Annotated in this window: 20 protein-coding genes and 1 tRNA gene; 4 read left to right on the top strand and 17 right to left on the bottom strand. The window is 61.3% G+C overall.

What is annotated here, in order from left to right:
• Positions 1-43: 43 nt before the first annotated feature.
• From sucC to recA, 4 genes are all read right to left on the bottom strand, one after another.
• A complete protein-coding gene (gene sucC, locus WT53_RS26425; RefSeq protein ID WP_034208296.1) occupies positions 44-1210 on the bottom strand; it encodes an ADP-forming succinate--CoA ligase subunit beta in 1167 nt (388 codons plus the stop codon).
• 68 nt (positions 1211-1278) lie between these two features.
• Positions 1279-1887: a DUF2889 domain-containing protein gene (locus tag WT53_RS26420; RefSeq protein WP_034208297.1), complete on the bottom strand. Its 609-nt coding sequence runs from the start codon at positions 1885-1887 to the stop codon at positions 1279-1281.
• Between the two features lie 145 nt (positions 1888-2032).
• On the bottom strand, positions 2033-2896 hold the full coding sequence (gene recX, locus WT53_RS26415; RefSeq protein WP_034208298.1) for a recombination regulator RecX: 864 nt from the start codon (positions 2894-2896) through the stop codon (positions 2033-2035).
• The gene (gene recA, locus WT53_RS26410) at positions 2896-3966 is read right to left on the bottom strand and encodes a recombinase RecA (protein WP_034208299.1); all 1071 of its coding nucleotides are present in this window, start codon (positions 3964-3966) and stop codon (positions 2896-2898) included. Before recA ends, recX begins: the two co-directional genes overlap by 1 nt.
• A gap of 188 nt (positions 3967-4154) precedes the next feature.
• Here recA and WT53_RS26405 point away from each other — a divergent pair, with 188 nt between their 5' ends.
• The 4 genes from WT53_RS26405 to WT53_RS26390 all read left to right on the top strand — a co-directional run bounded on the left by WT53_RS26405 (position 4155) and on the right by WT53_RS26390 (position 8571).
• A complete protein-coding gene (locus WT53_RS26405) occupies positions 4155-4883 on the top strand; it encodes a response regulator transcription factor (RefSeq protein ID WP_006497347.1) in 729 nt (242 codons plus the stop codon).
• A 17-nt stretch (positions 4884-4900) separates the two neighbouring features.
• A complete protein-coding gene (locus WT53_RS26400) occupies positions 4901-6448 on the top strand; it encodes a sensor histidine kinase (protein ID WP_034208300.1) in 1548 nt (515 codons plus the stop codon).
• 227 nt (positions 6449-6675) lie between these two features.
• Positions 6676-8334: an MFS transporter gene (locus WT53_RS26395; RefSeq protein WP_034208301.1), complete on the top strand. Its 1659-nt coding sequence runs from the start codon at positions 6676-6678 to the stop codon at positions 8332-8334.
• Positions 8335-8494: 160 nt separating this feature from the next.
• Positions 8495-8571 (top strand) — tRNA-Met (locus tag WT53_RS26390).
• A 94-nt stretch (positions 8572-8665) separates the two neighbouring features.
• Here WT53_RS26390 and WT53_RS26385 read toward each other — a convergent pair.
• The 13 genes from WT53_RS26385 to WT53_RS26320 all read right to left on the bottom strand — a co-directional run bounded on the left by WT53_RS26385 (position 8666) and on the right by WT53_RS26320 (position 18905).
• The gene (locus WT53_RS26385; protein ID WP_257127878.1) at positions 8666-9553 is read right to left on the bottom strand and encodes a reverse transcriptase family protein; all 888 of its coding nucleotides are present in this window, start codon (positions 9551-9553) and stop codon (positions 8666-8668) included.
• The gene (locus WT53_RS26380) at positions 9531-9839 is read right to left on the bottom strand and encodes a helix-turn-helix transcriptional regulator (protein WP_059470886.1); all 309 of its coding nucleotides are present in this window, start codon (positions 9837-9839) and stop codon (positions 9531-9533) included. The genes WT53_RS26385 and WT53_RS26380 overlap by 23 nt, the downstream gene beginning before the upstream one ends.
• Positions 9840-10373: 534 nt before the next feature.
• The gene (locus WT53_RS26375; protein ID WP_059470885.1) at positions 10374-10580 is read right to left on the bottom strand and encodes an antitoxin VbhA family protein; all 207 of its coding nucleotides are present in this window, start codon (positions 10578-10580) and stop codon (positions 10374-10376) included.
• A 7-nt stretch (positions 10581-10587) separates the two neighbouring features.
• The gene (locus tag WT53_RS26370; RefSeq protein WP_373558458.1) at positions 10588-11505 is read right to left on the bottom strand and encodes a tyrosine-type recombinase/integrase; all 918 of its coding nucleotides are present in this window, start codon (positions 11503-11505) and stop codon (positions 10588-10590) included.
• A gap of 163 nt (positions 11506-11668) precedes the next feature.
• The gene (locus WT53_RS26365; protein ID WP_060262278.1) at positions 11669-11887 is read right to left on the bottom strand and encodes a DUF4224 domain-containing protein; all 219 of its coding nucleotides are present in this window, start codon (positions 11885-11887) and stop codon (positions 11669-11671) included.
• Positions 11887-12666, bottom strand: a complete 780-nt coding sequence (locus WT53_RS26360; protein ID WP_043036632.1) for a hypothetical protein — start codon at positions 12664-12666, stop codon at positions 11887-11889. Before WT53_RS26360 ends, WT53_RS26365 begins: the two co-directional genes overlap by 1 nt.
• Before the next feature lie 73 nt (positions 12667-12739).
• The gene (locus tag WT53_RS26355) at positions 12740-13081 is read right to left on the bottom strand and encodes a hypothetical protein (protein WP_060262276.1); all 342 of its coding nucleotides are present in this window, start codon (positions 13079-13081) and stop codon (positions 12740-12742) included.
• A gap of 336 nt (positions 13082-13417) precedes the next feature.
• Positions 13418-14818, bottom strand: coding sequence for a type II secretion system protein GspD (locus WT53_RS26350; RefSeq protein ID WP_179949051.1), 1401 nt, complete (start codon positions 14816-14818; stop codon positions 13418-13420).
• Entirely contained in the window at positions 14815-15747 is a 933-nt protein-coding gene (locus tag WT53_RS26345; protein ID WP_060262274.1) for a zonular occludens toxin domain-containing protein, read from the bottom strand. The genes WT53_RS26350 and WT53_RS26345 overlap by 4 nt, the downstream gene beginning before the upstream one ends.
• An 8-nt stretch (positions 15748-15755) precedes the next feature.
• Positions 15756-16034: a DUF2523 domain-containing protein gene (locus tag WT53_RS26340; RefSeq protein WP_060262272.1), complete on the bottom strand. Its 279-nt coding sequence runs from the start codon at positions 16032-16034 to the stop codon at positions 15756-15758.
• A 118-nt stretch (positions 16035-16152) separates the two neighbouring features.
• Positions 16153-17640, bottom strand: a complete 1488-nt coding sequence (locus WT53_RS33990) for a virulence factor TspB C-terminal domain-related protein (protein ID WP_257127877.1) — start codon at positions 17638-17640, stop codon at positions 16153-16155.
• A gap of 432 nt (positions 17641-18072) precedes the next feature.
• Entirely contained in the window at positions 18073-18294 is a 222-nt protein-coding gene (locus tag WT53_RS26330; protein ID WP_060262267.1) for a major capsid protein, read from the bottom strand.
• 293 nt (positions 18295-18587) lie between these two features.
• The gene (locus WT53_RS26320) at positions 18588-18905 is read right to left on the bottom strand and encodes a hypothetical protein (protein ID WP_060262263.1); all 318 of its coding nucleotides are present in this window, start codon (positions 18903-18905) and stop codon (positions 18588-18590) included.
• Positions 18906-19144 lie beyond the last annotated feature (239 nt).

Raw genomic sequence — 19144 nt, 5'->3', positions numbered from 1 at the left:
GTCGCGAGCTAACCGCGCCGCCATGCGTGTTCATTGAGCGCGCTTACTTGCCTGCGGCAGCCGCGACGACCTTCTGCGCAGCCTCTTCCATGCTGTCGGCCGAGATGATCGGCAGGCCCGAATCGGCCAGCATCTTCTTGCCGAGGTCTTCGTTCGTGCCCTTCATGCGCACGACGAGCGGCACGTTCAGGTTCACGGCCTTCGAACCGGCGATCACGCCTTCCGCGATCACGTCGCAGCGCATGATGCCGCCGAAGATGTTCACGAGGATCGCCTTCAGGTCCGGGTTCTTCAGCATCAGCTTGAACGCTTCGGTGACCTTCTCGGTCGTCGCGCCACCGCCGACGTCCAGGAAGTTCGCCGGCTCGCCGCCGAACAGCTTGATGGTGTCCATCGTCGCCATCGCGAGGCCTGCGCCGTTCACGAGGCAGCCGATGTTGCCGTCGAGCGAGATGTACGCGAGGTCGAACTTCGACGCTTCGATTTCAGCCGGATCTTCTTCGTCCAGATCGCGGTACGCGACGATTTCCGGGTGGCGGAACAGCGCGTTCGAGTCGAAGTTGAACTTCGCGTCGAGTGCGGTGACCTTGCCGTCGCCGGAGACGTTCAGCGGGTTGATTTCAGCCAGCGATGCGTCGGTTTCCCAGAATGCCTTGTACAGACCTTGCAGGATCGCGCGTGCTTGCGGAATCGAAGCGGCCGGCACGCCGATCTTCGCGGCGAGGTCGTCGGCCTGGGCGTCCAGCAGGCCCGTCGACGGCTCGACGATGACCTTGTGGATCAGTTCCGGGTGCTTTTCGGCGACTTCTTCGATGTCCATGCCGCCTTCGCTCGAACCCATCAGCACGATCTTCTGCGAGATGCGGTCGACGACGAGGCTGACATACAGTTCCTGCTTGATGTCGGCGCCTTCCTCGATCATCAGGCGGTTGACCTTCTGGCCTTCCGGGCCCGTCTGGTGCGTGACGAGCTGCATGCCGAGGATCTGGCTCGCGTATTCGCGCACCTGCTCGATCGACTTCGCCACCTTCACGCCGCCGCCCTTGCCACGGCCACCCGCGTGAATCTGAGCCTTCACGACCCAAACCGGGCCGCCGAGCTCTTCCGCCACCTTGACGGCCTCGTCCACCGAGAACGCCGGCTTGCCGCGCGGTACCGCGACGCCGAATTTCCGCAGGATTTCCTTACCCTGGTACTCGTGAATCTTCATGCGTGATTCCCTTCAGTCTGAGAGTTGGATGAAATGTCGCTTGAGACGCTTCTTCGAATGATTTCCGTTCATTCCTTCGTGCTGCCTTCACCGGGCAGATCCGGCCGAATCGGGCCATACCAGCGCGGGTAGTACTGCCGCACGACCTCGCCGTCGAATCGCAGCGCGCGGCAGCGGCCGAGCTGGAACGGCGGTTCGGCGTGCACGCCGTCATGGGCCGGCCCTTCGCCGCCCTCCTCGCGCACGTTCCACACGTCACCGGCGAACGCCTGGATCGCGGCCGTCGGCAGCACGGCGCACAGTTCGGTGAGATGGGAACAGCCTGCGACGCCGGCGAGCAGCCGGTTCGCGTTGCGGCGGAAATTGCGGAAGAGATTGAGCCCGACGAGGGCCCGATAGGCGGGAGTGGCGGATTGACAGTGACCGGGATAGGGCACCCATTCCGAAGACGCTTCGGCGTCGACGACATTGAGGTCACGATCGATGGTCACGCGCAGCCAGAGTTCGTGGATCGGCAGGCCCTGGGGCCGGATGCCCGACGCAAGCGCGACATCGCGCGGCTTGTGGTCGGTCAGGCAGGCTTCGATGTCCCACAAGCCGTCGCCGCGCTCGTAGGCTTCCGCTCGGATTGCGCGTCGATGTCGCAACTGACGGGGCACGGGCTCGGATAGCGGCATGCTGGAGGTTGAGGCCGAAGAGGAAAACCCGTGGATTTTAGCATATTGGGTATTTGAGACAGTTTGCCGCGACGGCGGGTATTCCCGCCTGCCGGAAGCGGTTGCAATGCAGCAAAATCGCGCGCCACGCGCGCGACCGGGCGCGTCAGTCGTCGATCGGGAAATCGTCGCCGATTTTCAGCAACTTCACGATGGTCGCACTCGAGAAGCCGCGCGCGGCAAGGAAACGCGCCTGCTTCGCGCGCTCGGCGGGCGTTTGCGGCAGTGCACCGAATTTCTTGCGCCAGACGGCCTGCGCGCGCGTCAATTCGGTCTCGCGCAATTGGGCATGCACCTCTTCGACGAGGCCGTCGCCGACCGCATGGCGCTTCAATTCGCTGACGATGCGCGCGACGCCGACGCGCGACGCGCGACGATGCACGAGGCTCTCGGCGAAGCGCGCGTCGGACAGCCAGCCTTCCTTTTCCAGCGCATCGAGCACCGGCTCGACGGATTCGTCCTCGCCGACGTAGGGTGCGAGCTTGCGCGCGAGCTCCGCGCGGCTGTATTCGCGCCTCGACAGATAGCCGAGCGCGCGCCCCTTCAATGAGCGCGGCGGCTTCGACGACTTGCGCTCGCCGGCGCCCGGCGCGTCGCTCGAAGCAGCGCCCGACGACACACCGGCTGCACGGCGTGTACGGCGCGGATGCTGGCTGCTGCGCGTATAGACATCTTCTGCCGCGGGCGAATCGGCTGGGCGATCGCCCGGGAAGCGGACACCGGACACGCGACGGCGCGAGCGATCGTGTGCGTCGAACGACTCGTCGTCGTCGAACGGATCGTCCGGTGCGGCAATCTCAAACGAAACGAGGGCATCGTCGGATGCCCTCGTCGCGGTGCGGTTCGCGGCGTTGCCGCCTGCGTCACGCCGGTCGGCGCCCGAGGACCCGGCTCGCCGGCCGGTGCGCCCCGCCCTTTCGGGCATGTCGCGCTCCGCCGGCTCGCCAGTCTGACCTCGGCGCACAACCATTACTCTTCTTCGTCCAACGCCTCGGCTTCGTTGCCTACGCCATCGGGCATGCTGACGACACCGAGCGATTCGCGGATGCGGTTCTCGATCTCGCGCGCGATTTCCGGATTTTCGCGCAGGAATTCACGCGCGTTGTCCTTGCCCTGGCCGATCTTCTCACCGTTGTAGCTGTACCAGGCGCCGGCCTTGTCGACGATCTTCGCCTGCACGCCGAGATCGATGATCTCGCCCTGACGCGAAATGCCCTCACCATACAGGATGTCGAAGATCGCCTCGCGGAACGGCGGCGACACCTTGTTCTTGACGACCTTCACGCGGGTTTCGTTGCCGATCACCTCGTCGTTCTTCTTGATCGAGCCGATCCGGCGGATGTCGAGGCGCACCGACGCATAAAACTTGAGCGCGTTGCCGCCCGTCGTGGTTTCGGGGTTGCCGAACATCACGCCGATCTTCATCCGGATCTGGTTGATGAAGATCACGAGGCAGTTCGTGCGCTTGATCGTGCCGGTGAGCTTGCGCAGCGCCTGCGACATCAGGCGCGCCTGCAGACCCGGCAGCGAATCGCCCATTTCGCCTTCGATTTCGGCCTTCGGCACGAGCGCCGCGACCGAGTCGATGACGATCATGTCGATCGAACCCGAGCGCACCAGCGCGTCGGTAATTTCCAGCGCCTGCTCGCCGGTATCCGGCTGCGAGATCAGCAGTTCCGGCACATTGACGCCGAGCTTGGACGCGTACTGGACGTCGAGCGCGTGCTCGGCGTCGATGAAGGCAGCCGTGCCGCCCAGCTTCTGCAGTTCGGCGATGACCTGCAGCGTGAGCGTGGTTTTACCGGACGATTCCGGACCGTAAATCTCGACCACCCGGCCGCGCGGCAGGCCGCCGACGCCGAGCGCGATATCGAGACCCAGCGAGCCCGTGGAGACGACCTGGATGTCTTCCTTCGCTTCGCCGTCGCCCATCCGCATGATCGACCCTTTGCCGAACTGCTTCTCGATCTGTGCGAGTGCGGCCGCCAGCGCCTTGCTCTTCTCGGCGGTCATCCCGGAGCCCTTCTTGCTATCTTCCATGAATCGTCCTTTGCTATGATGAGCAGCGTCTGTCAGAGGCGCGCCCGCTTCAAGCGCTGCCCACGAATGCAGACACTGTATAAAAAAACAGTGTTTTATGCAAGCCCGCAATGCAGGCTGCGTCGTACACGGATAATTTCGGAGACAGCCGCGCCGGCATGCACGCCCGCCGGCCATCGGTCAGCAACATGCGAATCCTCATCGCCGAAGACGACAGCATACTCGCGGACGGCCTCACCCGGTCACTCCGCCAATCGGGCTATGCCGTCGATCACGTGAAGAGCGGCGTCGACGCCGACACCGCGCTGTCGATGCAGACTTTCGACCTGCTGATCCTCGATCTCGGGCTGCCGAAAATGTCCGGTCTCGACGTGCTCAAGCGCCTGCGCGCGCGCAATTCCAATCTGCCCGTGCTGATCCTGACCGCCGCCGACAGCGTCGACGAACGCGTGAAGGGGCTCGATCTCGGCGCCGACGACTACATGGCCAAGCCGTTCGCGCTCAACGAGCTCGAGGCGCGCGTGCGCGCGCTGACCCGGCGCGGCGCCGGCGGCGGCCCGACCGTCGTGCGCCATGGCTCGCTCGCGTTCGACCAGGTCGGGCGCATCGCGTACGCGAACGATCACGTGCTCGATCTCTCCGCGCGCGAACTCGGCCTGCTCGAGGTGCTGCTGCAGCGGATCGGCCGCCTCGTGTCGAAGGAACAGCTCGTCGATCACCTGTGCGAATGGGGCGAGGAAGTCAGCAACAACGCGATCGAAGTCTACGTGCACCGGCTGCGCAAGAAGATCGAACCGAGCGGCGTGCGGATCTCGACCGTGCGCGGCCTCGGCTATTGCCTCGAGAAGGTCGCGCCCGCGACGCCGGCCGACACGGCGGCGCCCCAGCCCGCGGCGGCCGGCACGCCGCTGCGCTGACGCCGGGCGGCGCCGCGATGGCCACGCCGGCCCATTCCCGCCACCCGACCGGCGCGCCGTCGTCGGCTGCCGACGAGGCGCGCGACGCGCGCTACGAGAACCCGTTCGCGCCGCCCGACGAAACCGAATCGCCCGAAACGCCGCGCCCGCGCTCGCTGTTCGGCGAAATCCTCGACTGGATGCTCGCGCCGCTGCTGCTGCTGTGGCCGATGAGCATCGCCGTCACCTATCTCGTCGCGAAGACGATCGCGAACGGCCCGTTCGACCGCGCGCTCGAGACCAACGCGTACGTGCTTGCGCGGCAGATCCATCCGGTCAACGGCGTCGCCGAGCTGACGCTGCCGGAGCAAACGCGCGACTTCCTGCGCGCGGACAACATCGACAGCGTCTATTTCCAGGTGCTCGGCACGCGCGGCGAGCTGGTCGCGGGCGAGGCCGACATGCCGCTGCCGCGCGACGAGGACCGCCCGCCGCCGGGCGTCGTCGTGTTCCGCGACGACCTGCTGCGCGGCAACGACGTGCGTGTCGCGTATACGACCGTCGCGCTGCCGCAGGCGAGCGGCGCGCAGCCCGTGCTCGTACAGGTCGGCGAGACGCTCGACAAGCGCAACGCGCTCGCGAACGACATCATCAAGGGCGTGATCCTGCCGCAATTCGTGATCCTGCCGCTCGCGATCCTGCTCGTCTGGTTCGGGCTGTCGCGCGGGCTCGCCCCGCTCAACGCGCTGCAGGCGCACATTCGCGCGCGGCGGCCGGACGACCTGTCGCCCGTCGAGGCGCAGCGCGCGCCGCCCGAGATCGAACCGCTCGTCACGTCGTTCAACGACCTGCTCGCGCGCCTCGAACAGAACATGGCGCTGCAAAAACGCTTCATCGCCGACGCCGCGCACCAGATGAAGACGCCGCTCGCGGGCCTGCGCACGCAGGCCGAGTTCGCGCTGCGCCACCCGGTGCCGCCCGACGTGCAGCGCTCGCTCGAGCAGATCGCGACGAGCTCCGAGCAGGCCGCGCGGCTCGTCACGCAACTGCTGGCGCTCGCGCGCGCCGAGAACCGGGCGAGCGGGCTCACGTTCGAGCCGGTCGAGATCGCCGCGCTCGCGCGGCGCACGGTGCGCGACTGGGTACAGGCCGCGCTCGCGAAACGCATGGACCTCGGGTACGAAGGCCCGGACGACGACGCGCCGCTCGATGTCGACGGCAACCCGGTGATGCTGCGCGAGATGCTCGGCAACCTGGTCGACAACGCGATCCGCTATACGCCGGAAGGCGGCCGCATCACCGTACGCGTGCGCGCCGAGCCCGCGGCGCGGCGCGTGCATCTCGAAGTCGAGGATACCGGCCCCGGCATCCCGGCCGGCGAGCGCGAGCGCGTCGTCGAGCGCTTCTACCGGATCCTCGGCCGCGAAGGCGACGGCAGCGGCCTCGGGCTCGCGATCGTGCGCGAGATCGCCACGCAGCACGGCGGCACGCTGACGCTCGACGATCACGTCTACCAGCACGCGCCGCGCCTCGCCGGCACGCTCGTGCGCATCAGCCTGCCGCTCGCCGCCCCTGCCCCGGATTAACCCTGATGTGCACCGCCGCGGCTCGGCGCAAACCCGTCGAAACCGGCGATTTACCGGACGTTCGCACCATGATCGGGCCGCGAAATGGCCGATTCGACACGGGTTAACGCGCAGTCGGTTTGTACGCGCGAGTCAGTGCGCCGTAAGTTTCCGTGCCAATAATCGTCGACAGGCCCGCCCCTCCCAAGGCGGCCGCACATCTATATCAAGGGACTTGGAGACGATTCATGGCAACGTTAGGCGGGCAAATTTCGCACTCGCCGATGACGGGCGAAGAGAAGAAGGTGATCTTCGCGTCGTCGCTCGGCACCGTGTTCGAGTGGTACGACTTTTACCTGGCCGGCTCGCTCGCGGCCTACATCAGCAAGAGCTTCTTCTCCGGCGTCAATCCGACCGCCGCATTCATCTTCACGCTGCTCGGCTTCGCCGCCGGCTTCGCGGTGCGGCCGTTCGGCGCGATCGTGTTCGGCCGGCTCGGCGACCTCGTCGGCCGCAAGCACACGTTCCTCGTGACGATCGTGATCATGGGCGTGTCGACGTTCGTGGTCGGCTTCCTGCCCGGCTACGCGTCGATCGGCATCGCCGCCCCCGTGATCTTCATCGCGATGCGGTTGCTGCAGGGCCTCGCGCTCGGCGGCGAGTACGGCGGCGCGGCAACCTACGTCGCCGAGCACGCGCCGGCCAACCGGCGCGGCTTCTACACGGCGTGGATCCAGACGACGGCCACGCTCGGCCTGTTCCTGTCGCTGCTCGTGATCCTCGGCGTGCGCACGTTCGTCGGCGAGGAGGCGTTCGGCAACTGGGGCTGGCGCGTGCCGTTCGTCGCGTCGATCCTGCTGCTCGCGGTGTCGGTGTGGATTCGGCTGCAACTGAACGAATCGCCGGTATTCCTGCGCATCAAGGCGGAAGGCAAGACGTCGAAGGCGCCGCTGACCGAAGCGTTCGGCCAGTGGAAGAACCTGAAGATCGTGATCCTCGCGCTCGTCGGCCTGACGGCCGGTCAGGCCGTCGTGTGGTACACGGGTCAGTTCTACGCGCTGTTCTTCCTCACGCAGACGCTGAAGGTCGACGGCGCCAGCGCGAACATCCTGATCGCGATCGCGCTCCTGATCGGCACGCCGTTCTTCCTGTTCTTCGGTTCGCTGTCGGACAAGATCGGCCGCAAGCCGATCATCCTCGCGGGCTGCCTGATCGCGGCGCTGACCTACTTCCCGCTGTTCAAGGCGCTCACGCACTACGCGAATCCGCAGCTCGAACTCGCGACGCAGAAGGCGCCGATCACGGTCGTCGCCGATCCGGCCACCTGCTCGTTCCAGTTCAACCCGGTCGGCACGTCGAAGTTCACCAGCTCGTGCGACATCGCGAAGAGCGCGCTCGCGAAGGCCGGCCTGAACTACGAGAACGTCGCGGCGCCGGCCGGAACGCCGGCCGAAATCAAGGTCGGCGACACGGTGATCCAGACCTACGACGGCAAGGCGGCCGACGCGAAGGCGCAGGGCGCGGCGTTCGACAAGACGCTCGCGGCGACGCTGAAGGGGGCCGGCTACCCGGCGAAGGCCGACCCGGCGCAACTGAACTGGCCGATGACGATCGTGATCCTGACGATCCTCGTGATCTACGTGACGATGGTCTACGGCCCGATCGCCGCGATGCTGGTCGAGATGTTCCCGACGCGGATCCGCTACACGTCGATGTCGCTGCCCTATCACATCGGCAACGGCTGGTTCGGCGGCTTCCTGCCCGCGACCGCGTTCGCGATCGTCGCGGCGAAGGGCAACATCTATTCGGGACTCTGGTATCCGATCGTGATCGCGCTGGCGACCTTCGTGATCGGCCTGCTGTTCGTCAAGGAGACGAAGGACTCGGACATCTACGCGCAGGATTGATGTCGGGCGCGCAGCGGGAGACGGCCGGCGGAGGGGCTCCTTCCGGTGGCCGCCTCCCGCCCGCGATGAAGGCCGGCACGGGTGGCCGGCAACTTTTTTCGGGAAAGACGGAAAAAAGGTATTGACAGCCGGCCGGCCGATCGACATAATTCAAGTCTTCGGCGAATTAGCTCAGTCGGTTAGAGCGACGGAATCATAATCCGCAGGTCCGGGGTTCGAATCCCTGATTCGCCACCAAATGCAGAAAGGGCTCAGCGCAAGCTGGGCCCTTTTTCTTTGCTCCGCAAACCTACCCCCGCTCCGCAAACAGCATGCTGCGGCAACGCCAATCCTAACCACGCGGCTCCGCGCACGGGTTATCCAAAATCTGACTTGCCTCCTGTAGCCGGCCCCTCAAAGCCCGCAACAGCGGTGCCTTTTGCTCACGCCCACAACGCAACAGATCCTGCTTCGCTTGCCATATCTTGCGGTGCCGTTCGTTAGGAAGTCGCAGCTCTGGACCAACTACAACGGCGCCCGTGACGACCTTGACGGACGTCGCGGCATAAGTCTTCGATTTCTTCTGCTTGGTCTTATAGCCGTGCCTGCTAACCAGCTTCCGAACCTCGCCCAACAACCTCTTCGTGGCGGCCGCCCCCGAAATGGTCACATCGTCCACATAAGCCGTCATCCGGCATTGCTCACTCTTTGCCAGCTCAGCGATATCGTCAAACATATGCCTTGCCGCAAAGAAAGCGACCCGGCCACTCAACGCACTTCCGGTCGGAAGATGCTTCTGACGATAGCAACAAATATCAGCTAGACAATGAGCAATGTCCTCTGCGCATAGAAAGTCTACGACGAACATCCGGTAGACCATCTGCCGCGTCGTGCTCGGGTAGAACTTATGGATATCAGTCTTGACGAGAGGCGTCGACCCGACATGCTCCCGAGCGTTATCAGCGTAGGAGCGCCCTTTCTGCGAATACAGATAGTCGGGCAGTTCGATCCGAGAAAGCAGCTTACCAATGCGACCATGAACATGAGCCAGCCACCCCAGCGGCTGCTGGATCTCCCGTCCCTTGTCGTTCTCCCAGACTCGGTAGTTATCGGTGGCGAGCAGCTTGTTGACTGCGCCCCACTCAACACCCAATACCTTCTCGAACTGCCCTTTCCCCCTCAAGCGATAGAGCGGGGACTGATGGAGCGGATATCGCTCAGGCGTGTTTTTCGATTTCATCGCGCTCTTCTAACCATTCAAGGAGACGCAGAATCTTGTCCGCAGCGGCAATACGCAGCTTACTGCCACGCGTCCGTTCTCCTTCCATGGTTTCGGAGAAGAGCAAAATGGACGACGTCGGCATCTTGAACACTTCCGAATACTTGCCAAGCAAGTCCAAGCCAGGTGCTTTATCACCCTTCTCGATCTCACTTAGGTACGAGTTCGAAATGCCAAGACGCTTCGCCAGCTCGACCTGCGTGAGCTGATGGTACGTCCTCAGTAGTTTCAACGCTCGGTACAACATGGTTCATTCCCGGTTTGAAATAAAGGGGTGCCGAATCGCCTCAGGACTTGTCGAAAATCTTCACGACCAGATCGATCAATTGCAGGATGGCGACAGCCACCTTGATCGTCTCCGGACGCGTCAACCACGACTTGACCCGGCTCCTCGGCCCCCGCCGTTTGGGAGGCTTTCGAACATGATGCATGGTTGTTCTCCTTGGCTACACCACCGGTCTGAGCGAAATGCGCAGACCGTGGCTGTCGTCCGTAACCAAGCAGAGCAAACGGCAGGTTTTCCCCTCTATTCCCAATGCATGCCCGGTGTCGTCCCGGGCATGCTCGCATCGGCAGCATCGTCATGGTCCGTCCAGATACTCGGCTCCACGGCGCACGGCCTAGCGAAAGACAGGACCTTTCGGCCCCACAGGGCGCTTACACACCCCACAGACACGACAGTTGTCTCTGTTAGCCTCACGACCAATATAGCCAATCGAGTTCGCCATTTCAAGAAATATTTCGCTGTCAGCGAAACATGTTCGCACACTGATTACACGACTCACCGATCTGTCACATCGCCACGAACGTGGGCAGCCATAACAGTGACGAACTCCTCAGTGGTGATCTCCCCAGCGATCAACCGCTCTTTCTGAGTCTCCTCGAAATGGCTCGGCTCATACCCCTCCAACCTCGAAATTGCGTCCGCCTGACGAAACCGCTCCCGCAGCTCACGCTGGCGCTCGATCGAATTCAGCTTTCCCGCCATATCACCCTCACTTCGTCGGATCGACCTTATCACCCTTGCGCTCGCGCACGTAATGCTCGGTCATCGCAAGCGACTTGTGCCCCAACTGACGCTGCGCCGCTCGAATATCGCCGGCCAACTCGGTTTTATCTGTCCCCGCTTTCGCGCGAAGATCCCGGAACTGGAACGCGCCCTTTGGCACACCCGCCAGCTCGCGCGCACGATCAAACCGAAACCGAAGCGCGTCGGCCATCAGCCGCTCGCCCGCCTCATTCACCACCAGCGCAGTGCTAACGACCTTGTACCCCTTCTTCCGGCCGCGGATTCGCTCCAACACATCCACCAACCGCCCCGTAACCGAAATCCGGAGACGTTTACCGCGCTTGCCCTGCTCAACCCACAGCTCGCCGTCCTTTATGTCGCGCTCGTCAAACTTGAGCGTATCGGCCGGCCGCTGCCCCGTCAGATACGCAAGATCCATCGCATCGCGCAACGGCTGATCAGCAGCCTCCCAAACTTTCTGAAACACATCATCCTCGACGTACACATTGCGTCCGGTCTCCTTGTTTCGGCGAACTCCGGTACTAGGATTCGTCGCATCGGTTAGGCCGTGCTCGCGTGCGAAGTTAAAGATGTGGGAAAACAGTGCAACCTCGCGATTCGCGCGAACATGCCCGGCCTTCTCAGGCACCGGCTTCTTTCGCTCGACGTACCATGCCTTCGCCTGTTCCATCCGCCAGGACAAGTACTGACGAACATGCACCGGCCGAACATCGCTCAACAACGCCGGAGGATCATCGAAGAACTTGAACAGATTTTCTAACTCGACCAGATTGTCGCGCTGCGTCCGCCGGGACTTCAGCGGCAACACGTCCCTCATGTACCGCTCGGCCGCATACCGAAACGTCACCAGCTCGGTATGACGCGATCGGTTATCCAGCTCCAACTCCGACCACTTCCGCACGGCCTCGACAAAATCCGAACCAAGCGGGATCTCTTTGCGCGGGACACCGCCTGTGTCGTAATAGTAATAAACGACACCGCTCCTCTGCGCACGAGCCCGCATACGAGGCGGGAGATTGAGATTCTTCGTTCTACGTCGACCCATTTCACCCAACAATCACTCGCGGCTCCCAACCACGTCGCACGGCACGAGGAGCACTCTCGCGCCTACCCTCGATCGTCGACCGAGCCACAATCGGCCGACCAGCAGCGTTCACATAGAACGCTATCCCCATGCGACGAAGCGCATCGACTTGCTTCGACTTCAACTTACGCCCCGTCAAAACCTCCACCTCCTCGACCGAAAGAAACGTCTCTACACCCATCACGCCTCCCGAGTCGAAAGCCAAAAACACCCTAGCTCTTGGTTCCAATACGTCTGGCACCGATCGAGCGTCGCCCCTACACGCACCGCAGACTCGAACGCAATTCGTAACGCATCGGCAGGGCTATCCGACAAAACGTGATCGATCGGCATGACTTCGGGCACCGCCACACCGCGACTTGTCCAATACCGCTTCTCGTTAAGCTCGTGTTCCGCAAAATCCTTCGTGATGTACTTCGCGAGATACGACGCCAGCTTGTGCCGCAACCCCTTCTCTCGAAACGGATTGCGTACATTGATATTGCCGTTCCCAACTCCGACGATGCTTTGCCACATCGAACGAAGTACGCGATAGTTTTGACGCCCTCGAACCGCAACATGCAGATGCCACGCACCGCGTTTCTGACGCTCGGCCACCGCAACATACTGAAAGCTCGACAGCTTCGACAATCGGCGACGCAGCGCATCGAAATCCCGCTTCAACCGCGACTTGTCTTGCATGTTTTCGCGATACGTCAGCGTGATCATTCGGTCAGCAGCAATCGCCTTACAACGAAGCCGCACCTGCTGTTTGGCGCGCTTCGCCGCATCCATAAGGTTCGCCTCGCTGTTATCCGACTCGCCGCGCCTCGCTTTCGGTCTCGCGTTTAGCGACAACGCGCCCATGTACCGATCGAATCGAGTCGCCGTCACTTCGACCTGGCCATCGCCGAAGTTTCGGCCACGAACCACCCACTCCCGGCGAAAGGCCGAGAAATCGCCTATACTCTCGTCGTGCATTGCAACTAGTCCTTGTAATGCTGTTGTACGAGCCCTGCACCGTTGCCGCGGTCAGGGCTTTTTCTTTTACTGACTACATAAAAACCGACTCAAACAGCTCCCGCTCAGCGCGTCCGACCAACGTACGAGCGATCCACGCCTGCACTTGATCCAGCGAACCAAACCGCCGAACCCCTTCGCCATCGAAACCGATTCGCTCAAACTGACACCAACACGGCGTACGGCGGATGCCACCATCGAGAGTCACCAAAATCAACGCACCTGCAACCACATAAAAATCACGTTTTCGCTTCACCACCATCACTGGGGCGCGCCCTTGCGGCGCCTCTACAAGCAGCTCCGCAAAAACTGCAACCAACTCCACCCCGCGATCGAAACGGATCGCGCCAAAGGGCCGGGACTCATTCACCGGCATATCGTTTTCCTCATCTTTCTACCCATATCCGTAGCGATATCGCGCACCATTGCCGTCCTCATACGTTAAGTGTCCCTGATACAAGTTTAGGGGCCGCGCTGCGCGCGGCCCGCCTTGCGCGCTCCCGCTGCGCCTGGCGAGCCGCGCGCAGCGATTACCCCCAAACTCCCCACTCCAATCGCTCGCAACCAACCGGCGCGCTGTTCGGCATGGGTTGTGCCGTCCTATGGCCGACACAACCCATCGCCAGAGCGTGCAGCGGTATAGCTGCCGTCAAGGCCAAGCCCTCCGGGTCGCTACGCGAGCCTTGACCGCAGCGCGACCGCTACCGCTTCGTTACAGGTCCGACACCTTGCTCACCTGCAACACCAACAGCACTTCTGTACGCCCTTTCGAACCCGACCTTCCATCGAGAAAGCTCGGCAACCAACCAATCGAATTGCGCGACGACGTGTCCTGATCCTGCACAAGCCCACCGAGCACGATGACCTCACCATCCTTCATATTCACAACCGTCGACATTTCCCGCGTGTTTTTCGTCGGCGAGTTATTCACGCCGGTTGTCGTCGCAACGAAACTCGATAGCTGCTCAGATAAGCGGACCTGTATCGCATCACCGAGCACTACCGGCTGAACATCGAATATCAAACCGGCGTCCTGATACTCGACCGACTGCACCGGCGTCCCGCTTTGCCCTTGATAGCTGATGCTCCCCAGCGTCGGCACCTGTGCGCCAACGTTGAGCCTCACCCGCTCGCCGGACACCACCCGCACATGCGGATCGCTCACCTGTTTGAACCGACTGTCTGCATCGAGCGCCGAAATCGCCACATCAAGCACCGTGCTCGAGAACCGCAACGCCGTAGGATCAGCATCGGTTGATCCGTTCGAAAAACCGAGCTTGCCGCCCAACACGTTCGCCGCGATGCTGAACGCCGAATTACGTGAATTGATGTCAGAAACCTCATACACCCACCCGCGCACAACAACCTCGCCGGCCTCACGATCCAACTCGGCAATCACCTTTTTCAGATCCCGAATCTCCGACGCCTCTCCGCTGAATACCAGCTCGTCACCCGCCGAGATCGACGGACGCGCCGACGGCAACGCAACCGTACGCGGCGGAGCCGCAGTAACGCCAGACGCAGCCACCGGCACTTGCGCAACGTCTCCCACGGACAACGCCGAAGCACCATCCGCAGCTGCCGTCATACGCCCCGAAAACAGTGGCTGTAACGCCTTCGCCAGATAGTCCGCCGTCCGATAGCGCGGGCGATATACGAACGTCTCTCGATCCGGCGCTTTGACCACCGATGCAGCCTTCCTCGATACGAAATCCACACCGTCTCGTGTCTCAACCTTGAAGCCCTGCGAATCGAGAAACACCTTTACGAACGACCGTAGATCACCGGCCTTGCTGTCGTACTGAAACGACACAAGCCGCGCGTCCTGCAATACGTCTGAGTCGATCACGTGCGGCAGGTGCATCGCGTCGCCATACAGCAGATCCACGAGCTGACCTACGCTCACATAGCGCAAGTCAAACGCCCCACCTTTCATACGCGGCAGCGGTTTGAGCGGAACAGTCGGACCCGATTCAACAACCGCCGGCGCCACCGGTGCGGAAGCAAAGCCCGCCAGCGGCAATGGCGGCAATGTCGGAATCGGCGGCACACCGGACGCGAACACCACACCCGACACAACCAAACCGCATGCAAGACCGGCAATTCGCATCATTTCCGACCCCCGACCGTACCGTCCCGACTACCGCCGAAACCGCCCGTCCAAACGGCAACGCGCTCACCGTCAACCACGCCAGTAACACCCAGCTTCTCACCGCGAAAATCGTCCGACGACTCGCGACGAAACCGTCCTGCGTTATCTGCCAGCAGAACATAGCCTCGACCGTCGATCGAATATTGACCGGCGACCCGCCACATCAACGATCCCGAGCGCTCATCAGTAGCCCCCGTCACGGCAACACCACTAGCGACAGACGATACCGAGCCAGAGGACTGACTTACCGCCTTCTTCGCACCGCCAAAACCTCCGGTAACACCCTTAAAACCGACGTAGGCCAACCCCACAGCGCATATCAACGCAATCGGCAAAATAAACAACGCCCGTGGAATAACAACTTTGGACTTCGTATGCAGTTCAGCGCTGGTATACAGCTCAAACACCTTCTTTGGATACGACCACACGTGCTTCACGGCATCGCGAAATCCACTATTCGGGTTGTGAGCACTATCCCACTCATACAGCATTGCGCGACGGCCGCCGAATAAGCGACGCACATGCACATGATGCCCAACCAGATCCCGAATAGTTTTATTCATCCGGTTCGGATGCTGCGTAATGACCACAATGTCAACGCCGAAATGCCGATGCACGTGCAACTTCTCAATGTCCTCCGTCGCTTTCACCGACGCCGACACCGGAGGCCAGATACGCTGCACTTCATCGATCACTATCACATCATTCGGCTGACAGTGCTTGTACCACTCTCGCACCATGTCGTCGTCCCACAGCTCGTGATCGATCGCTAGCCCCTTGATACCGTTCGCGACAATACGACGACCCGCTTTGATTTCCTTGAGCAGCGACTGGACAGCCCACAACGTCTTGCCACTTCCAGGCACCCCCGTAACCAGCGTGATAGCCATAGCGCGCCTTACTTAATAAAAAATTTCTTAAAACTAGACACCCCAGCCATGGCAACACGAGCACTCAACGCCCCACCGATATACCCAATGCCCTGAAAAACCCCGAACATGGCGAGCAAGTTTGCAATATCCGACCCAAGCCCACCGACCGCTGTCGTAGTCCACTGCATCGCCTGATTAAGCGCAATGTCGATACCGGTAACTGTCACCACCCCGACACCAAGAGCAATAAGAGCTTGAACAATAATCGGCTGCACCAACCCCAACAGGAACGTTACCCACGTCATCTCTCGTACCCCGTCACGCCCTGAACCATGTCAACCGCATCTTCGGACGAGTGACTTACCGACCCAGCCATCCAACCAGTCCACAAGCTCACAACAATCGCGAACACGAACAACATCTTCATAACGCCACCCCCGTAGCAACAATGACCGCAGCAGCCAACGCACACAACGCCAGCACGAGCGGCCGAAGCTTTTGCACGAACGTGCATAGCGGATCGTAAGAAAAGGAATACTCAGTATCAAAAACGCGCACAATCTGAGGTGCCGGACATGTGCCGTCAACCGAACCAATTGACCACGGTGTAAAGGGAATTGACGTTTCGCTTGCCGGTATCGGAGCCGATGCAGGAACGTCCCCCAAGGGCACACATCCGGCAAGCTGCGAGCCAGAAATGCACCCCGTACTATTCGACGGTGCAGTACCAGATCCGGACCCCGTTGCCGGATAAAAATCAGGGGCAATCGTCACCGCCGAATCGGCCGGCGAAGCCTTCGGCGTTCCCTCGACAAGGTCGGCCCACGTCGGCGACACACCGGCCGTCGATACGTCAGCAGCCGATATAGGAGCAACAGCTGAATACGGATAGCCCGTGTAACCCGGCATCGCAGTAGCCTGTTGCCACAAGCGGTCCGCGAGCTGCCCTGTCAACGCAGCCGGCAGCGGCGCAGCAAGCATCGGCGGCGTAATCGGCAAGCTACTCAATGGACCCGTCACCGCCTGAGGCTGAGCGACAGCAACATAACCCGGATTTTCATTTACCCAATACTGACCATCCATGCTGCGGACAGTCCCATTCGAATCCGTGTAGCTCAAATGCACGTTATACGTATAGAGCGTAACGCCGTCCGAACCAGTAAACCCCGACGCAGGAGAAGGATCCACAACGATCGAACAACCACTCCCAACACTGGTAAACGTCAACGGAGACTTACATTGCAAAGCGTCGAACGCAGCGGCCTGCACAACACAATCCCGCTGCGACGTACACGCACCAACGACCGCAGTACCGCCGACAACAGTAGCCACGTAAAACTGATAGCTCGACGGTAACGCGCTATACCCAGGGGTAACTTTATTAGGCCCGGAATAAATGCCACCACCCGACGGCACCTCTTGCGAGGATCCAGTACCGGACGGCGACGAAGCACCGCCAGGCGAAGACGCTCCGCCCGGAGACGATGCGCCAGTCGGAGGCGATACAACATCCGGCGGTGCAGGCGTAAGCGTCAACGTCGGAGCTGAACTAGTGCCCGACTGCGAAAGCTGATAGACGCCCCACGCCACCGACCCAACGGCCGTCAAAACACCCGCTGCAACCGCGGCCGTAGCCCATACCGGAGAGCCCAAAACCGCTGCGGCACCAGCCGCTGCTGCACTTCCATATGCAGCGACGTTTGACGCCCCGCCCACAAAGCTCAACGTGGTCGCTAACATCGCATCACTCGCCACGCCTGCAGCAGTTAACAAGCCGCGCCGTTCGAGATTCGCAATGATGACCTGTGCGATCGACCGATTCATCACCCCGTTATAGACCGGCTGCAACGCGGCAGTAGCCTGCGCATACGCGATGTTTTGCTCGAACAGCATCGCCACCAACGCGAACATCACCAGAACTCGTCTCAACATGGCATCAACCGAAGATGATGTAACCGACCAACAGGCACGTCGCGACCACGATTCCGACACATTCGTAAAACCACGTCATCACGCCTCCCCACTCGAATTGAAGTAGTCCCGTAACACCCGCAAGCACCACGCAACCGCGAGCACACAAAGCACCGCACCGCCGATCTCAAACCCAACAACCTCGCCACCACTGACCGGTTGATCGTCACTCAGCGTCGAAACCTGCAAATACAGCGCGTTACCGCTCGAATCCGTCCCGCACCCAACCTGCTGACCGCCGACTAGCGCATACGTCACGCCAGACACACCACCCGCGCCGCACACCACACCCGAGACCGCCATCACTGCCCCCGTTAGAAAAAAGGCGCTCGGGTCACCCGAACGCCTTTCGTCACCAACAGCGAGTAACGATCAGCGGTTGACCATGCCCCGCACCGTTTTGATCGCCCACGCCGCTACCACGACCCCCAGGATCGCGCTACCGACAGCCACCACGGACGGAATCGTGCCGTTGATCGAGCTGACGATCGACGTCACGTCGACCCCCGACGCTTGCGCGAACGAGGCCGACGAAGCGACAGCCGCAACAACGCCGGCACCGGCGACAACGATTTTCTTGCTCACGTTTTTCATCCTCCAACTCCCAAGCAACGGCCCACAAATTAGGATTCGTCCGACCGGGCCAACTTCGAACGGATCGACTTCTTCGGCGGATCTCGACGCATGAAAACTCGCGTCGCGTAATCCACCCCTTTACAAACCAGATACACGAACAACAATAGATTCAGCACCATCAGTTGCGTCGACACCGGATCCACCGCGAAAGCCGACAGACGATCCATATCCGATCACCTTCATCTATCCAATTAAATAAGCAGTCCTGATGTGACGAGATATGGCACTTTCAAACGATATGCATGCCTCCGTCAGACGGTCGCCGCCCCCGCAGCCGGCTTCGCCTTCGGCATCCCGAACGGCACCAGCGATACGATACGAGGCACCAACTTCCCCGAGTCCGGCCCACTCCCCTGAGCCAGCGCGAAATCAGCCAGATACTCCCCCGCGTCACGGTCCGCCAGCGCATCGGGCAGATTGATCACCCCGACGACCACGCTCCGCTGCCCCTCGATCTCCTGCTCCAAAATGCACTGCGCTTCACGAATCGTATAAGGCCGCCCGGTTTTCGCACTCACGCCACTACGAACATTGATTGCAAGAATCGTGACTTTTTGCTTGCTGGACATTTTCTCTCTCACGTTTAGATATCTATCGAAAGCGCATCGTGCGATGCGTGATCGAACGATACTCAAACACAACGGACTAAATCAATAGACGAAAGGCAATCGATAGACAATTCGAGAGACAATTGTGATAGACAAATTTCTCAATGATCGGTCTATCAAATGTCCATCGCAAAACTTAACCCACTGATTTCATGCAACTTCGTCCATCGCTAAAATTTATCGACAGACGTAATCCAATC

The sequence above is a fragment of the Burkholderia sp. MSMB2157WGS genome (assembly GCF_001532755.1).
In the GTDB taxonomy this organism is placed as follows: Bacteria; Pseudomonadota; Gammaproteobacteria; order Burkholderiales; family Burkholderiaceae; genus Burkholderia.
This window is presented reverse-complemented; position numbering and strand designations above follow the sequence as displayed.

Coding starts and splice junctions, on each gene's coding strand:
- sucC (WP_034208296.1), bottom strand. CDS start 1,210: ATGAAGATTCACGAGTACCAGGGTAAGGAAATCCTGCGGAAATTCGGC.
- WT53_RS26420 (WP_034208297.1), bottom strand. CDS start 1,887: ATGCCGCTATCCGAGCCCGTGCCCCGTCAGTTGCGACATCGACGCGCA.
- recX (WP_034208298.1), bottom strand. CDS start 2,896: ATGGTTGTGCGCCGAGGTCAGACTGGCGAGCCGGCGGAGCGCGACATG.
- recA (WP_034208299.1), bottom strand. CDS start 3,966: ATGGAAGATAGCAAGAAGGGCTCCGGGATGACCGCCGAGAAGAGCAAG.
- WT53_RS26405 (WP_006497347.1), top strand. CDS start 4,155: ATGCGAATCCTCATCGCCGAAGACGACAGCATACTCGCGGACGGCCTC.
- WT53_RS26400 (WP_034208300.1), top strand. CDS start 4,901: ATGGCCACGCCGGCCCATTCCCGCCACCCGACCGGCGCGCCGTCGTCG.
- WT53_RS26395 (WP_034208301.1), top strand. CDS start 6,676: ATGGCAACGTTAGGCGGGCAAATTTCGCACTCGCCGATGACGGGCGAA.
- WT53_RS26385 (WP_257127878.1), bottom strand. CDS start 9,553: ATGAAATCGAAAAACACGCCTGAGCGATATCCGCTCCATCAGTCCCCG.
- WT53_RS26380 (WP_059470886.1), bottom strand. CDS start 9,839: ATGTTGTACCGAGCGTTGAAACTACTGAGGACGTACCATCAGCTCACG.
- WT53_RS26375 (WP_059470885.1), bottom strand. CDS start 10,580: ATGGCGGGAAAGCTGAATTCGATCGAGCGCCAGCGTGAGCTGCGGGAG.
- WT53_RS26365 (WP_060262278.1), bottom strand. CDS start 11,887: ATGGGTGTAGAGACGTTTCTTTCGGTCGAGGAGGTGGAGGTTTTGACG.
- WT53_RS26360 (WP_043036632.1), bottom strand. CDS start 12,666: ATGCACGACGAGAGTATAGGCGATTTCTCGGCCTTTCGCCGGGAGTGG.
- WT53_RS26355 (WP_060262276.1), bottom strand. CDS start 13,081: ATGCCGGTGAATGAGTCCCGGCCCTTTGGCGCGATCCGTTTCGATCGC.
- WT53_RS26350 (WP_179949051.1), bottom strand. CDS start 14,818: ATGATGCGAATTGCCGGTCTTGCATGCGGTTTGGTTGTGTCGGGTGTG.
- WT53_RS26345 (WP_060262274.1), bottom strand. CDS start 15,747: ATGGCTATCACGCTGGTTACGGGGGTGCCTGGAAGTGGCAAGACGTTG.
- WT53_RS26340 (WP_060262272.1), bottom strand. CDS start 16,034: ATGACGTGGGTAACGTTCCTGTTGGGGTTGGTGCAGCCGATTATTGTT.
- WT53_RS33990 (WP_257127877.1), bottom strand. CDS start 17,640: ATGTTCGCGTTGGTGGCGATGCTGTTCGAGCAAAACATCGCGTATGCG.
- WT53_RS26330 (WP_060262267.1), bottom strand. CDS start 18,294: ATGAAAAACGTGAGCAAGAAAATCGTTGTCGCCGGTGCCGGCGTTGTT.
- WT53_RS26320 (WP_060262263.1), bottom strand. CDS start 18,905: ATGTCCAGCAAGCAAAAAGTCACGATTCTTGCAATCAATGTTCGTAGT.